The sequence below is a fragment of the Streptomyces sp. NPDC043746 genome (assembly GCF_056436485.1).
In genome coordinates this window covers 303,564-319,961 of the sequence record NZ_JBWKCM010000005.1, presented here as the reverse complement: position 1 = coordinate 319,961, position 16,398 = coordinate 303,564, and the positions used below count along the sequence as shown (strand labels likewise).

7 protein-coding genes and 1 tRNA gene are annotated in these 16,398 nt (G+C 71.9%); 2 read left to right on the top strand and 6 right to left on the bottom strand.

Features of this window, described 5'->3' with window-relative positions:
• Positions 1–81: 81 nt before the first annotated feature.
• Both AC0682_RS08550 and AC0682_RS08545 read right to left on the bottom strand, forming a co-directional pair.
• A complete protein-coding gene (locus AC0682_RS08550) occupies positions 82–2,091 on the bottom strand; it encodes a YfjP family GTPase (RefSeq protein ID WP_478531718.1) in 2,010 nt (669 codons plus the stop codon).
• Positions 2,088–3,731, bottom strand: a complete 1,644-nt coding sequence (locus tag AC0682_RS08545; RefSeq protein WP_478531717.1) for a dynamin family protein — start codon at positions 3,729–3,731, stop codon at positions 2,088–2,090. Before AC0682_RS08545 ends, AC0682_RS08550 begins: the two co-directional genes overlap by 4 nt.
• A gap of 364 nt (positions 3,732–4,095) precedes the next feature.
• Here AC0682_RS08545 and AC0682_RS08540 point away from each other — a divergent pair.
• A tRNA-Arg gene (locus AC0682_RS08540) sits at positions 4,096–4,168 on the top strand.
• 497 nt (positions 4,169–4,665) lie between these two features.
• Here the strand turns inward: AC0682_RS08540 and AC0682_RS08535 are convergent.
• From AC0682_RS08535 to AC0682_RS08520, 4 genes are all read right to left on the bottom strand, one after another.
• A complete protein-coding gene (locus AC0682_RS08535; RefSeq protein WP_478531715.1) occupies positions 4,666–7,740 on the bottom strand; it encodes a pPIWI_RE module domain-containing protein in 3,075 nt (1,024 codons plus the stop codon).
• Positions 7,741–7,822: 82 nt separating this feature from the next.
• Entirely contained in the window at positions 7,823–11,590 is a 3,768-nt protein-coding gene (locus AC0682_RS08530) for a pPIWI_RE_Z domain-containing protein (protein WP_478531713.1), read from the bottom strand.
• Positions 11,583–12,851, bottom strand: a complete 1,269-nt coding sequence (locus tag AC0682_RS08525; protein WP_478531711.1) for a pPIWI_RE_Y domain-containing protein — start codon at positions 12,849–12,851, stop codon at positions 11,583–11,585. Before AC0682_RS08525 ends, AC0682_RS08530 begins: the two co-directional genes overlap by 8 nt.
• Entirely contained in the window at positions 12,844–14,700 is a 1,857-nt protein-coding gene (locus AC0682_RS08520; RefSeq protein WP_478531709.1) for a PD-(D/E)XK nuclease family protein, read from the bottom strand. Before AC0682_RS08520 ends, AC0682_RS08525 begins: the two co-directional genes overlap by 8 nt.
• A 106-nt stretch (positions 14,701–14,806) precedes the next feature.
• Here AC0682_RS08520 and AC0682_RS08515 point away from each other — a divergent pair, with 106 nt between their 5' ends.
• Positions 14,807–16,372 carry a serine/threonine-protein kinase gene (locus AC0682_RS08515; RefSeq protein ID WP_478531708.1) on the top strand — a complete coding sequence of 522 codons (1,566 nt, stop codon included), beginning with the start codon at positions 14,807–14,809 and terminating at the stop codon, positions 16,370–16,372.
• Positions 16,373–16,398 lie beyond the last annotated feature (26 nt).

Here is a 16,398-nt window from a genome sequence, read left to right as displayed (position 1 = left end):
GTGGCCGATGCCCGTCGTTCCCGGCCACCGGTACCGACTTCATGGTGGACGCCGCGGACGGAGTGCGCCGGAGCCTGTGGATTACCGGCCGGTTGTGGAGAACTCCGTCACCGCCGCGTACCGCTCGCGCACCTCCCGGTAGCGCACCAGCTCCGCCGAGACCGGGTCCAGGACCCTGGCCCGGCCGCACGCGGCCGCCGCCTCGCGCAGCCGCCGTTCGGCGTCCTGCCCGTAGCGCCGGGCGGGCCCCCGGATGGCCGCCGCGCAGGACCACTCCACCAGCGGCCCGCCGACGACCCCGGCCAGCATGATCAGGGCGGGGGTGACGAGCCCGGGCTCCAGCACCCCGACGATCTGGCCGAGCAGCCACAGCCCGCCGAAGATCTGGACCAGCGTCATGGAGGCCTGGACCAGCACGGCGGCCGGCCACCACTTCGGGCGGGGCGGTTTGGCCGGACGGCCGCCGAGCGCCACACCGGTCACCGGACCACCACGGCCCGCGGCACCGGCGCGCCCGCCCCCTTCGGGAGCACCCGCGCCCTTCCCGGACGGTTTGTCCGACCCCTTCCCCGAAGACCTGCCCGAGCCTTTGACAGGACCCGCCGCCGCCTTCACCGCCAGCTCGTCCAGCGCTTCCGGCAGCCCCTTCGCCCCGGTGAACGCCGCCTCGCGCACCGCCTGGGCCCAGGGGGTGGGCAGCCCGTCGGCGGCGTCGTCCGCGACGATCCGGACCGCCTGCTCGACGCGCTGCCGGGCCGTCAGCTCCTCTTCCGGCGGGGCGAGCGCCTGGCCCATCCGGTCCAGGCTGCCCGGCAGCCCCCGGGACTCGTACCAGCGCCAGAGCCGCAGCCACGGCGTCCCGCAGGCGCGCCCCGCGTTCCGGCGCCACTCCCGCTCGGCCGCCTGCCCGGCGGCGGCCGCACCGACCGCCTCGGCCAGTCGGTCCGTGAACTCCTCCCGGGCCCGCTCCCCCAGCCCCGGCCGCCCCTCCGCCACGTACACCGGGCGCAGCCGCGCAGCCGCCGCGTCCACATCGGCGGAGAGCCGGCGGGTGGCGGCCGTGCGGTCCTGGACGAACCGGCCGACCAGCTCGCGCAGTTCGGGCACCCCGTCGCCGGTCAGGGCGGAGAGGGACATGACGGTGGCGCCGGTTTCGCCGTGCTCGCCCAGGGCCATGCCGTCCTCGTCCAGGAGCCGGCGCAGGTCGTCGAGGACGAGTTCGGCGGCCTCGCCGGGGAGCCGGTCGATCTGGTTGAGGACGACGAAGGTGACCTCGGCGTGGCCGGCGAGGGGGCGCATATAGCGTTCGTGCAGGGCGGCGTCGGCGTACTTCTCCGGGTCGACCACCCAGATCACCGCGTCGACCAGCGCCAGCACCCGGTCCACCTGGTCCCGGTGGGCGGTCGCGGCGGAGTCGTGGTCGGGCAGGTCGACCAGGACGAGCCCCTGGAGCGCCTCGTCGAAGGCGGCGGGCCCGGGGTGCGGCCTGCGGCGGAGACGGCCGGGGATCGCGAGGCGGTCGAGCAGCCCCGCGGCCCCGTCGGTCCAGCTGCAGGCGATGGGCTGGGAGGTGGTGGGGCGGCGCAGCCCGGTCTCGGAGATCTGGGCCCCGGCGAGGGCGTTGAACAGGGTCGACTTCCCGCTCCCGGTGGCCCCCGCGATGGCGACGACGGTGTGCCGCGAGGAGAGCCGCTGCCGGGCGGCGGCCTCGTCCAGGACGCGTCCGGCCTCGGTGAGGGTGTCCCGGCCGAGCCGGGCCCGGGAGAGGCCGACGAGTTCGCGCAGGGCGTCGAGCCGGGCCGACAGCGGCTCGCCGCAGGGCCCGTACGCCTCGACCCGCGGCCGTACGTCGTCCTCGTCGGCCGCGGAGGCGGAGCCCGTACGGGAGTGGCCCCGGCTTCCCGCACGGGAGTCGCCCCCTCCCGAGTCCGTACCCCCTGACCCGTCGCCCCGCCCGTCGGCCGGGGCCGCGCGTCGGGCGATGAGCCCGTCGTCCCAGCGCCCGTCGTCCTTCCCGGGAGCCTCCTCCTCCCGCGGCCCGCCTGTGGCCGCCGTACCGTTTCCCTGGTTCTCGTCCGTGACGGCGGTCATCGCTGCCACCTCTCCTTCTGCATGACGGACAGCGCGGCGATCAGTTCGGCCTGCGGTTCGGGGGCGACGTCGAGCGCGTCGAGCGGGGCGAGGCGGCGGTCGCGTTCGCCACCGAGCACCTGGTCCAGACAGCTCGTCAGCAGTTCGCCGCCCTTGTCGCCCAGGCGCAGCGCGCCCTGGGCGCCGATGTGCTCGGCGAGCTGCTCCCCGGCCGTTCGGGCCCGCCGTCCGCCGAGCAGGGCCGCCGCGAGCAGGGCGGCGACGCTTTCGGGGTCGGGTGCCACACTGCGTTCGAGCTGCCGTACCTCTTCTTCGGCCAGTTCCTCCAGGACCCGCCGCCACCGTCGTACGGCCACGGCGATCCGCCCCTCGATGTCCTCGACGGGCCCCCACCCCCCGGCCTCCCGCCCGGCGCCCTCGAACCGGAAGACCCCTGCGGCGGCCTCACGGCCCCACTGCGTACGGATCTGCGCGTCGGCGGCAGAGACGGAGCACTGGAGGAGGGCGATGAGGCTGTCCACCAGGGCGTCGAGGAGTTCGCCGGGGGCACTGTAGAGGGGGTAGCCGCGCCACCGGGTCCGCGCGTCCCCGGAGAGGACCGCCCCGCTCTTCAGCCGACGCCGGATCCGGTCGGCCTCCTGGGCGTACGCGTCCTCGACGACTCCGGTGAGCCGGACCGACGCGGCGTACTGCGCGGCGACGGCCGATGCCAGCGCGGGCATCCGCACGTTGAGCGACTCGATGAGCCCGGAGGCCGTGCGCCCCACCGCCTGCTGCCGGGCGGCGGGGTCCTGGGCCCGGTGGGTGAGCCAGGCGCGCAGCGGGGCGACGGCGGTGGTGGGGAGCAGTCCGCTGCCGCCACCTGCGGATTCGGGGAGTTCGGGGATGGTGAAGCGGGGTACGTCCCCGAGTCCGGCGCGGGTCAGGAGCGCCGCGTACTGCCGGGAGACCTCGGTGATCACCTGGTGGGGGACCCGGTCGAGGACGGTGACGAGGGCGGCGTCGTACTCCTTGGCCGTACGCAGCAGATGCCAGGGCACCGCGTCGGCGTACCGGGAGGCGGTGGTGACCATCACCCAGACGTCGGCGGCGCAGATGAGCTCGGCGGCCAGGATCCGGTTGCGGACGACGAGGGAGTCGATGTCGGGGGCGTCGAGGATGGCGAGGCCGCGGGGCAGGCTGACGGCGGTCTCGATCCGCAGCACGTCGGCCTCGTCGTCCGCGCCGGTCCCGAGGTCGTCGAGCCCGTCGAGGTCCCGGGGCTGCCCCGGCGGCAGCCAGATCCGGGTGAGGTGCGGGAGCACCCGTACTCCCGCGAACCAGTGGTGGTCGTCGGGGTGACACACCAGTACGGGTGTGCGTGTGGTGGGCCGGAGCACCCCGGCCTCGCTGACCCGGCACCCCACGAGCGAGTTGACCAGCGTGGACTTCCCGGCCCCCGTGGACCCGCCGATCACGGCGAGCAGCGGGGCTTCGGGGTCCTTGAGCCGGGGCAGGAGGTAGTCGTCGAGCTGCGCGAGGAGTTCGACCCTGGTCTGCCGGGCGCGTTCGGCCCCCGGCAGGGGGAAGGGAAGACGCACGGCGGCGACACGGTCGCGCAGGGCGGAAAGTGCGTCGATGAGCTGAGGCCGTACGTCCATGGTCACCACATGCGAAGAATGCCCAATTTTGGCGCCCTTTTGAAGCTTATAGGCCCCTCTGCGCGGCGGTTCCTCCCTCCGGACAGCGTCCGGAGGGAGCCCTCGGACCGACCACGGCGAGACCACGGGCCGACCATGAACCCGCTCCGGACAAGGGGGACGAGTGGGACGCAGGCATAACGAGTGCACAACACCCGGGCCGCATGGCGCGAAAAGCAGTGCAGGATCCGCACTCACCTGCGATTATCGGTTCGCTTCACCGAACCTCCACATCGTGCCACGCAGGTGAAGCAACCGGGTCCAGGCGATCAGAGCCCTATCCTTGTCCCGGCACGGCCACGGAACCACCCGACCAGGGCTCCCGGCCCCCGTAGCTCAGTGGATAGAGCAGGCGCCTTCTAAGCGCTTGGCCGCAGGTTCGAGTCCTGCCGGGGGCGCACGTTTATGCAGGTCAGAGGCGGTTTTTAGCCCTTTGTGAGATCGCTCGCGAAGGGCTATTCCATTGCCCGAGAGGGCGATTTAACCTAGTTTGCCCCCCTAATGAGGGCCCTCCGTCCCGCATGCGTCCCCCGATTCGGGCAGCACATCACCACCCGCTGCAACTTGCGAGAGAGTAGTCGCTGGTCAGAGCCATACTGACGAGTTGTCAATCAAGAACAGGGCAAGCGTCAAAGCGGCACCTGCCCTGTTCTTTCTCGCTGGCGCGGGGCCGGTTCGGAGAGTGCGAAACCCAAGCGTTCGACGAGGCTTGGTGATCACCAGCTGGGAGGGAGCCGACGGGCTGAGCGGCCGCGCGTCGACCACCGAGGCGGAGGACCTTCTCTCGCGCGTCCCTCAGGATGAAGACGCCTGGCAGCATGGACGCTTCATCACTATGGAGACCCACACGCGGAACCGCGTTGTCCCGCAGCGCAACGCGTCGCACAGAAGAGCTTCACCCATCCTCTTCTTCCAATTCCATCTCGGGTTCCGTGGTCAACCCGGCAGCGTCCATCAGGTCCGGGTCCAGGTCGTTCGCCGTCGTACTCCGCTGTCCCCGCTCGTCAGTGGGCTCCGCCGTCTCCTGTCCTGGAGTCACATCACTTTCCGTGAACATCGGAAGGACATACGCCTGGGCCAGTCCCGCCAGGTGCAGAGGGAGCGGCAGGGACAGTGCCGCTGCATAGTCCGGCGCCTGGCGCAGTTGGTGTACGGCGAGGGCCAGAGCCTCGGCCTCATCCGGCTTGCCCAGTGCGGGGACGGCCGGATCGCCGTCCGCGTGGCAGCCGAGAACCGAGATCTCGACCAAGGTCGGGTTCCAGGCGCTGGTGCCAGCCTGTGAGGTGAGGTTGCCCGCGGCGTTCACCCGGGTGGCGAGGCGGTCGAGAGCGGGCGATACCGCATGGGTACCGGGGCGTTCCGTGGTGCTGTAGAAGATCCGGTCACGTGAGGGAACCCCGCCCGGCGGCGGGGTGGTCGGGGCCCAGAAGCCGGCTGGCTGTCCGTGCGGCTTACCGGGTCCCGCCAGGCCCCACCACTGCGCGGTCTCCCGTCCGCCACACCCGCGGACGCGCACAAGGCGCAGTTCGTCGTCTAGCCGGCCCGCGGGAGCGTGGCCCACCTGGATCAGATCCCGCTCGATCCGGCCGTCCTGCAGCCACGGCCAGTGCAGCCTGCTGTTCTGCGCGTGGGTGATCAGCGCGGTGGGCTGACCGCGCAGCGAGTGCAGTACGCGCTGCAGGAATGCCGACGTCTCCCTGCGCTGCTGGGCGAGGTTGGTACGCCACTGCTTGCCGGTCACACGGGAGCTCGCGGGGTACGGGTCGCCGTCCTGTGCGTCTGGCTCGGCACATGCGTCGGGGTCGATCTCGGCCTGCTTGACCAGGCCGAGGAGGAAGCGCGGATACGGCACCCACTCCCCCGCGGTGTCGTCCCAGCCGCGCACGGCCGCGAGGCCGACCGCGTCCGGCAGAGGGGTGGTCAGGACGGCCACAGGCAGGTGCTTGGGCAGCCGGGTCGGGCCGTCCTTGCGGCGCTTCACCATCCAGACGGCGGCGTACTGAAGTCCGTCGGGCAGGTCGTCGCCGAGAGTGTGCCGCGGCAGTACGCGAATGCCGAGCTGACGCAGTCCGTCGAGCCAGGAGCTGTGGGTGCGGTGCTCGATGCTGTCCGCGTTGTCGATCTGCCGGTCGGTGGACGGGGTCACGACGAACTGGGTCAGTACCCCTGCGTCGGCACACCCGAGGCGGACAGCGAACTTGGGGTCGGTCGTCAGCGGGCGGAAGGTACTGCGGTGGGCGATCTCCACCAGAGCGAGTTCAGGGTGGTCGGGGTCCGCACCGTCCGCACTCAGCCATGAGCGCAGAGCGCGGCGGCGCTCACCGATGGCCGTCGCGATGGCCGCGCCCTTGGCCTTGACGGCCGGGTCGGGCACCAGCCGGTCCCCGAGTCCGTCGGCCAGCGGCAGACACCGCAGTCGTAGGGTGAGTTCCTCCGTCCGCCATTCCAGAACGACCGGTGCCCCGGGCCTGGCCTCGTCGAAGTCCCGATCCGTGATCGCTGCGGCCGAGGCACCGCCATCCCCGTCCAGGCCCAGGGCGTGTGCGAACTGGGTCACCGCTTCCTTCCGCACCTCGGGTGACTGCCACAGCAACCGGACCTCCACCAGCGGCGGGCCGCTGCGGTGCGAGTGCCCGCCGACGATACGCGCCTGTGCCGCGAGGTTCGCCCTGCGCGCCTGGGTTTCGCGCAGCAGCTCGGTCTTCTTGGCCTCGTCGGTCCTCGGTTTGGGCCGCCGGTTCTCCGGTGCACCGATGCCCTTGCCGCGCCCCCGCCTCAGATCGGGTACCCGCACCACCGTCTCCGGAAGAGCCTGCTCGGCCCATTCGGTCAGCTGGGCGCGCTGGTTGGGCATGAAACCGGTACCGATCTCGTGCTTCCCCATCCTGGTGCTGTGCACGACGGCGGCGCGTACGCCGCGGCCCTCGCCGATCCAGGAACCCGGTTCGGCGAGGAGGTGTTCGGGGTCGGGGAAGTTCCCGGCGAGGCTGAGCCCGCGCAGGATGCCGGCGGTGTCGTTCTCCGACCAGGCAAAGGTGTCGGCCGCCCGGTCCCGGCGCAGCCTGGCGAGTGCGTAGCGCTCGGTGGCCGGTGCTCCGGGCAGCCAGGGGATGGTGGGCCGCAAGTAGACCGTGGTGGCCTCCCGGTAGGACAGGTTGAGGCGTTTGGTGGCGGCCCGTGGATGCGTCGCCCATCGTCGTACGCCCCAGTGCAGATGGAGGCGCGGCCTGGCGTCGAACGGCGTGGTGTGCAGCGAGATGTTGAGTACGACGGAGAACCACCACTCCTTGCGCTTGACGGTTCGGCAAAGAGGCTGCGACATGAGTTCGGCGCCTTGGTCGCGGGGTCCGCGAGGCACAGCGCGAAAGCGCAGCTCGCCGCCTTCGAAGGGGTAGGGGTCAAGGGTCAGGATGCGGCGGGCCAACGCATCGGTGGCGAGCTGGAACTGCCGGGGATCGAGGGCTGCGGTACCGCCCTCGGTGACGGGGGCGGTGAGCAGTTCGACACCGGTGACCGGCTGCCACTCGGGCAGGTTGCTCTTGAGCCCGGCGCTGCTCGCGAGCAGCAGCGAACGGAATCCTGGTTCCTGCCGCGCGCCCTTGGGACCGAGTGTGCGCAGCCAGGCGTCCAGGAGCTGCCGCAAGGAACGGTCCGGGAGCGGATCGGTCGCCGAGGCAGGGACGTACATCCAGTAGTCCTCGGCGATCCGTCGGGTCTGCTCCGGCCCAGGCTCGACGGGGATACGAGGGCGGGGGCGCACGATCACGTCGGGGGCGAGGGTCTGCAGCACGCCGTCGAGTCGGCGCGTGGGCAGGGTCAGCTGCCGCTTCTCCTCGTCGCGCCCGTAGTTGTGCAGTTCGAGAAGTTCCGCGTGCCAGTGTTCGGGAAAGGCGAGTGCGCGGAAGTCCTCGATCCAGGGCTCACCGCCCTGGGCAAGGTGGTATGCGGATCGGCGGATGTGCTGGTACATGTCGGTTCTCCTTGCGATGTCGTACGGGGTCGGTCGCACGCCGTGTCGTCGACGGCCTTGGAGGTGGCGCGGTCCCGGTGGGTCAGTCGGTGCCGCGCGCATCGGGCGCAGCATCCAGACCGCACAGCGCCTCGTACAACGGCCGATAGAGCAGCTTGACGAGTTCGGTGTCGGCCGGGTCGGGATCGGTGCCGCCGGTGGTGTTCTCCGTGCCGGTGTCGGTGAAGTACGGAGCGAGGACGTCCCGAAGGCGTACCAGGAGTCCCGGGTCGCTAGTGCGGGACCGCCCGCTCCTGTCAGCGACGGGTGCCTGTGCCGCCGCCAGCCGTGGTGCGAAGGCGGCGTCGACGAAAACGACGCGGGCCGGCACGCCACCGCGGACGAGGCGGCCGATGACCTGCCAGATGGTGACGAGCTGGTCCCAGACGAAGGACTCCTTCTCGTCGTCGGGAAGCGCGGAGTAGATGTAGGGGCGGGACAGTACATGCCGCCAGACACGGCGGGCGACGGTCCGGAAGGTGCCGCCAGCCGCGTCGAGACCGTCCGCCTCTGCCACCAGCTCGCCGAACGTTCCCTCCGGGCTGGTCAGTCGACCGCGTACGAACCTGCTCGCCCAGTCGTTGATGGCGAACACCGCCAGGGACAGGTCATCGGGACGAGGGTGGGGGCGGACCAGGAAGAACACCGTCCCGAACGCCGCCACCCTCTCCTCGCCGGGGCGCTGGGGGGTGGTGAGAATGTTGTGCCCTCGCTCGACGGCGAGTAGGGGGGCGACGAGGAGTTCCGCGTCCGGGTCCTCAGCGAAAGAGGCGAGGTCTCCGCGCCGCACCGCCCCCGTGGTCCGTGTCCTGCTCCCCGTCGACGCCGCGCCGTCGACCGCCGCTTCCAGTTCCGCGTCGTCGGCGGCCAGGACACGTACGCGACCACGCCAGCGCGGGATCTCGTCCAGGGCCGCGGCGGCCACCCCGGCCTCCGCGTAGCTGCCGACCAGAAGGAGGGCGCGCCTGCGGCGCTGGTCGGGGATCTGGGCGAGTTCGCTCTGCAGCGGGGAGGTGGTTCCGTCCCTGCGGGGACGGGCCAGCCGGTCGATCATCAGACGCAGGACGTCCTCGCGTTTGTCCGGGTCCTGTCCGGAAAGGCGGATCGGCTGGCCGGCCGCATCGTGGACGAACTCGGTGCGGAACACGGTGTCCCGGATGGACCGCAGCGCCCTGCTCTGCGGTTTGAGGACCGCCCGGACCGGAGCGAGGACATGGGCACGGGTGGACGTGCCGGCCCAGCTGGTGCCCGACATCAGCAGCACGTGCGGTCCGGCCTCCTCCCGGGCGGGATCGGCGCCGAGCTGGGGAAGGCCGAGGAGCAGTTCCCGGCCCACGCCCGCGCAGCGGAAGAAGCGCAGGGTTCCGGTGCGGCGGCCGTCCCTGTCGCGGGCGGCCGCCCGTTCGTCGATCAGATACTGGAAGCCGAGGACGTTGCCCATGGGTGCCTCGGGAAGGAGCGGCGCGTAGTCGAGGGGTGGCCGGCGGGTCAGTTCGTGGCTCGCCGCGTCGAGCCGCAGCGCTGCCTCCACCTGAGGCCACAGGAACGTCACCCGGTCCAGGCGCTGGTGCAACGCGGCAAGCACGAGGGTGAACTCCAGTCGTCTCGCATTCAGTTCACGCCACTCCTCGGTGAGAGGCACCTCCTCGCTCGGCGGCTCCTTGCCCTGGCGGGCGGTGGACCGCGGGCGCTGCTGAGGACCCGGCGCTCCGACGAGGAAGGAGTCGAGGAGCGCGCGGACCCGGCCGCGTGTCCGCTTCTCGTCGAGGGTGTGCAGGACGTCGTGGGCGAGGGCGGTGAGCTCGTCGGCGGGCGTCAGATAGGGGCCCCGCCCGCCGAGCGGATCGTCCCGGAAGGTGTCGAAGAACGCGGTGATCTCGCTACGGCGATGCGCCCAGGGCACTTGCGGTCCGGGGACCCCGCACGCTCCCGGCTGATCCTCGCCGCCGCTGTCGTCCTCGTCCTCATACAGTGCCTTCTCGTCTTCGACGTCCCCTGCCTCCGTGCCGTCGGGACGCTGGACGAAGCGACCGGGTGTCAGCGGATACCAGGCGTTCAGCAGCTTCTCCTGAAGGGTCCATGCGCTGAAGTAGTCGATCTGCGCCCAGTTCCGCAGCCCTTCGTCGTCGATGAGCATGGCGAACAGCCGGTCCGCCGCGGAGCCGACGATGTCCAGAGCGGCGGACCACCGTTCCACGTCCTGGTCGGAGAGCTGCAGTCGTCCCTGCCGGGCGAGTTCGGCGATCTCATGAGTCTGCAACTGGTCGAGCCAGGATTCGGAGACACCGGTGGTGACGAGAGTGGCCGACGGCGCGAACATCTGGTCCAGCTGCATCTGTACGCGGTCGGCCTCGTCGACGACCACGATGTCGCTGCGCAGGCAGGCCAGTTCCAGGTAGCGCAGACGTTCGGCGTTGAGCTGGCGCGGTACGGCCGTCTGGACCAGACTGGCGGGGTTCGCCACCCAGATCCGCGCGTCCACGAGGTCACGCGCGGCGGAGTGGCGGGGGCAGGCGCTCCACAACGGGCAGGCATGCGGGGTGCCCCACTCCTCCTCTTCGTCACGGTCGTCCTCGGGGGGCTGGCTCCCGGCGGCGCCACGGGCGCGTTCGAGTTCGCGTACGGCGTGTTCGGCCGCCGACTCCTGAGCGTCGCCGGAGTCGGCGGCCGGCCGCACGGGGTGCAGGCCGCCGCACGGTGCGTCGTTGTAGCGCAGCGGCTCCGATGTGTCGAGGGCGCGCAGCGCGTCCAGCGGGCAGGCGGTGCTGAGGTGTCTGAAGGCCGCGTCGGTGTGGGCGAGGAGTGAGTGCGCTCCGCGCGCGGCGAGCCTGCGGTGCAGCCTCTGGGTGTGCTGAGGCCGCGTGGTGCCGCCCTGGATCAAGGCGGCCTTCAGACCGAGACCGCGGAAGAGTTCGGTCAGGGTGAGCTGCTCGGCCACGTCACCGACGACGAGTGTGATGCGCAGGTCGTTGTGGTGCGCCCAGACCGCGAGCAGAGTCATCAGGGTCGACTTGCCGGCGCCGACCATGCCGACAAGGTGGGTGAGCCGGTCGAGCGGCAGCGCGGACGCCGGCGCGAAGGCGGTCCCGTCCGGGGTGCGGGTGTCGAGGTCGAGGTCGTGGAGGCGCTGGGCCCAGTTGCCCGCCTTTCGGCCGAGACGCCGCTCCTCCTCGTCCATCCAGCGCGCCACGTCGGCGAGTTCGCCGAGTGGTACGTCCAGCGGGCCCGCAGTGGCGGGGCGTGCAGTGGTGAGGGGGTGCCCCGGGAGGGGGTCTCGTACCAGGTCGGCCGGGATGGTGACGGAAGTGCGCCGGTGGCGGCGGTCCATGAAGCGGTACTCGCCCGCCACCGCCTGCTCCAGCGGCTTGACGGCGAATCCGGGCAGGTGCGCGAGCGCTTCGTCGTACGCGGCGAAGCGGTCGGCGGCGACCACGAGGGGAAGCCGGTACGCCGGTTCCCCCTCCGCCGGGACACGGTACGCGCGCAGTCTCTCCGGCAGTCGCAGGTAGGCATCCAGGGACTGGTGCCACATCCGCGCACGGCGCATCGGCCAGAGCAGGTGCCGGGCCGCAGCGAGCGCGACCTGTTCCGCCTCGGCGACGGACAGCTTCGCGGCGCGTGCGAAGGCGAGGCCATAGCCGCCCAGGAGTGTCCACGCGCCGTCGGCGGCGTGGCCGGGCGCCACGGTCTCCATCAGCCGCAGGGCGAGTTCGACCTGGCACAGCAGGGCGGGCCGGGTCCTGGCGTGCTCTTCGGGCCAGGGCCCCAACGCGGCCACGACCGGCTGGTACCAATTGCTGCGGTCACGCATAGTCCACTCCGTCCTGCCCGGCGTCCTCGGCCGGTGTCGTGTTGTCCGCGGGGCGGTTCCCGGTGGCTCGCCGACCGGGACCTGACGGTTCGCCCGCTCCGGTGGGAAGCGGGCCGATGAAGGTGTCCGGCCCGCGGTCACCTGCCAGACGCAGCCGTGCGGCCCGCACCAGCTGCCTGTCCGTCAGCAGCCGCAGTCCACCCGCATGAGCGCCCCGCTCCCTGGCATAGCTGTCGAGGTAGTCGCGGCGTGTGCGGACCCTGAATTCCGGGACGACCCAGCAGGCTTCGTCGTAGGGAGGTTCGGCGCGCACCGCGGTCGCGCTCCGGCCGAGGAAGGCGGGATGCGCCCAGTCCTTGACGTCCACGGCCCACACGTGGCCGTCGGGGAACGTGACACGCACGTCGTACGAGTCGAAGTTGGGCCACATCTCGACGGTGAGCCCCAGCGCCCGCAGCTCGCTCTCCAGGGAGATCTCCGCCTGTCCTGGCCCGGTGACGGACAGCCGCAGCGGTTTGCGCAGTTGGCGCACTTCTCCTACCTGTGCCGCCACGAGTTCCCGGCCGTGCGGCGCGGGACCCCGGTGTCGGCACTGGTCCCGCTCGCACCACCACTCGGTGTCGGAGACCGGATGCAGCAGGGTCAGGCAACGGTGGCAGCACAGGTAGGAGCCGTCCCGCCGGAACCCGGCGGGGACGGGGGCGTAGATCTCCTCGACGAGGAACCGGACCGGGTCGAGGAAGAGGTCGCAGCTGACCTCGGCCCATTCCTCCTCGGTGAGGACCGGCCGGGTGACCAGGAGGCGGCGGAAGGCCGTGTACGACTCGGGCGAGGACATGGCGCGGCAGGCCCGCAGGGCTTCGTGGATGACCATGCGGTCGTACTGGCGTCCGGTGCTGTCGCCGTATCCGCGGACGGCGAGTTCGTGGCAGAGCTGTGCGGGTTCCCCCGAGTCCTCGTCGATCAGCCGGTCCGCGGTGTCGAACAGGTCGGGGGGCAGCTGGTCGAGGGGCCAGTTGCCGAGCGGCCGGGCGCGGGCCCAGCGCATCATCTCGGGGACGCCGGCCGGGGGCTTGGCCTCGTTGCGCAGGCACTGGAGGACCAGGGCGTCCAGGGCGCGCTGCGCGCTGGGCGGGTAGGGCAGGGTGAAGGCGTCGAGGTCGTCGACGGCGGCCAGATGCAGGACGGCGGTGGCCACGTCCCGGAGCAGGACGACGTCCGGGTTGAACAGCCAGTCCGGTGTGGGCTGGTGGTCAGTCATGGACCGGAACACCTCCTCGCGACTGGGGTGGGACGCTCGGCTTCGGGCCGCCCGCGTGCGAGGGCACGTCGGCGCTGTACGGCAGCGGATGGTCGGTGACGTAGGCGGTGCCGGGCCGGCACCAGGTCCGTGCCTGGCAGCCGTGGCAGTGACGTCCAGTCCTCGGTTCGTACGTGGTGTCCTCCAGGAGCGGCTGGGCGAGGCCGGCGATGACGTCCCGGGCCTCGTCGACGATCTCGGCGCGGCCAGGGTCGACGCGTTCGAGCCTGCTCTCTCCGTGGCCCTCGCGCAGATGCTCCAGTTCGACCCAGGAGCGGCGCGGGTCGTCGCCCAGCGCCCTCGCATGGAACAACAGGACGCCGAGGGCCAGTTGCGGGTACGTGCGGAGCAGCGGCTCCCGGTCCCACAGCGGACGGGCGGACGTCTTCGTCTCGCGCCAGACCCACCGGCCGCGATGGGTGTACACCAGATCGGGTACGGCGAGGACGACGACATCGAGCTCCGGCACGTAGGCCGTGACCCGGTGCTGTACGAGTACACGCTCGTCGGCGTCGAGTCCGTTGAGCGGGCACAGCAGCCGGTGCTCGGCCAGCATCCCGGCGGCCTCACGCGCGGAGGCGTCGTCCAGACCGGTCTCGGACCGCAGCGCGGCCGGATCGGGTGCCGCGCGGTCCCGGCAGCCGCGCACCGGCCGTTCGCCGTGTCGCGCGTCCAGCCAGGAGTCGACGACCCTGCCGCGCCGCGCTCCGTCGTTCTCGGTGGACAGATCGTTGAGATGCAGGCGTCGCACCAGGTGGTACTGGGCGGGGCATTCGGCGTACAGCCTCAGATCCCAGGCGGAGACGGAGCGGCGCTTGCGTGCGAAGGACGGGGGCCGCCCGCCCCACAGGCCCGGGGTGCGCCTCAGGTCCGTACAGCCGGCGATGGCCTTGCAGTCCACGCAGCTCTCGCCGGGGCGGGTGCCGGTCGCGGTCGCTGCAACGAGGAACGCGGGCACCGTGTCGCCCTGGAACCGCTTCCTCGCCTCGCCGGGCCCTTCGCCGAACCGTGGTGCCACGCCTAGCAGCGGTTCCACCGAGCCGTCGGCGCATCCCACGTCGAAGACGCGCACCAGGGCAGGTGAGCGGGTGGTGTCGGTCGCCTCGGCCGGGGGTTCGTCACGCGCCCTGCGCCGGGGCGTGGGTGCCCCGTACGCCATCACCTGTGCCACGGCCCCGAGTTCGGCCTCGGGGCGGCTGCTCTTGGCCCGGCCCAGTGAGGGCAGCCACAGATCGCGCACCGTCCCGTCGGCGGAGGCGTACATGCGGCCCCACAGGGTGTGCTCGTACTGCCGGGCACCGCGCGCATCGGGGGCGTCCGTGCGGCGGGTGCGCCACGTCCACGAGAGCTTGACCGCCGCGGTCGGCGGCAGGCCCGACTCCTCGGCGGCGGCCTGCTCCCGGTCGCGGGCCGCGATGTACCGCTCCAGGGCGTGGGCGGTCCACGCGAGATGGACGGGGTGGACCGGCGCGCCCCGGCCACGGAACGGCCCGCGGGTGCCGCGCAGTTCCGTACGCACCCGCTCGACGGACCAGCCGTGATGCTCCACGAGGTCGAGCGCCGCGAAGAGCGGGGCGAACGAGAACTCCTCGTACGGCGTGGAGAGGAACGGCGCTGCCGGTTCGGCCACGAGCTGGGGCCGCATCGCGATGCGGCGGTGTGTGGGACAGGCCGCGGCGTCGGGCCGGGCCATCCGGGGACTCGCCCTGATCAGCCAGTCGTCTCCGGTGACGCCCGGTGGATTCTGCATGGTGACCCCCGTGAAGGGCGGCATGGGCAGGAAGGCGTCCAGGACCGTCGGGCTTCGCACACCCTCACACGAAGTCCCGGACACAACACCAGCATGACATACGTCTGTGAACTGAGTCCATGAACATCTCGCGAGAGGGTCACTTCACGCTACGCTGGTGTGCTGAATGGTGCGGGAGCCGAAGGAGCTGCGCGGCGTGGACGCGGATTCATACGCGGAGATGTACAAGCCCGGCACGGGCGATCTGATCGACGGACGCTACGAGTTGACGGAGTCGCTCGGCAAGGGCGGGATGGCCCACGTCTGGCGCGCCCGCGAGGTCTCCCCGGGCCACGAGGCTCCCGAGACTGCCGCGGGGCGCGAGGTCGCCGTGAAGTTCCTGCGCCACGACTCCGAGGCCCTGTACGCCCTGGACCCGGAGGAGAGGGCGGCCGAACTCGCCGTCAGGAACGCCCGGTTCCGGCGCGAGGCCACCCTGCTGGGCACGCTCGACCACCCGGGTATCACGGAGCTGTACGGCAGCGGATCGCACCGGGGTGTGCCGTACATCGCCATGCGCCTGGTGACCGGGGTGAGTCTGCGGACCTTCCTCGACGAGCACACACCGCTGCCGCTGATGTCGGCGATCGCCGTCGCCGTACAGATGGCGGGCGCACTCGCCTGTGCACACACGTTGCCGGTCGTGCACCGCGACCTCAAGCCTCCCAACATCATGATCGACGACGAAGGGGCGGTCGTCCTCATCGACTTCGGTATCGCCAAGCCGCTACGGGCCGATGCCACCCGGTACACGGCGCACGGTTCCACGCTGGGCACCCGCGGCTACCTGGCACCCGAACAGCTCCTGGAGCGCGAGCCGACCGCGCGTACGGACGTGTACTGCTTCGGCTGCGTCTTCTACGAACTACTCACCGGACGCCCGCCATTCCCGCTCGGCGCGGAATCCGGTCTGACCGAGAGACATCTCTACGAGGATCCCCTGCCGCCGAGTGTGTACGCCGCGGGCATCCCCGAGGCGATCGACGACCTGGTGATCCGTATGCTCGCCAAGCAGCCCGGACAGCGTCCGCCCGTCGACGAGGTCCTGGCGGTCCTCGCCCCGCTCGGCCCCCAGCCCGGCGACCCCGAACCCCGACCGCGCACCCACCCCGACCCCACGGCCCCGCTGCGCCAGCCCGAGGACCGGGCTCCGCGCACGCACCGCGCTCCCGCCGCGCCACCGGTAGCGCCCCCGGTGGCGGGCGAGGAGGAGTGGCTGGACGCCCGCACGGTGGAACTCCTCTGCACACGGGCCGAGTCGGAGATCGCCGCCGGTGAACCGGGGGACGCGGTCGGCCGTCTGCGCGAACTGGCGGAGCGGGTGCGCGCGGAGTGGGGAGCGCGCCGCCCGCTGGTGCGCCGCGTATGGCGGGGAGCGGCGGACGGGCTCCGGCTGGCCGGGGACTTCGGCTCCGCGGCCCGTCTCTACCAGGGCATCGACAACGCTCTCCTGCACGGCGACGGTCCGGCCGAGCGGGCGGAGCGGGCGGTGGTGCGGCTGCGGCTGGCCGAATGCCGCCTCGCCTTCGGTGAGCTGGACGCCGCCGTCGCCGCCGTCGACGCCGCGGGACGTACGGCCGCGGGCCTGCCGGGCGAACTCGCCGTACAGGTCGAGTCCGTACGGTGCGAGGTCGATGTCCAGCTCTCCGCCCGGCTCGCGGATGCGCACGACCAGGGCGGGCCAGGGGCCTGACCGCACGGCAGAGCGACGTCATGCGC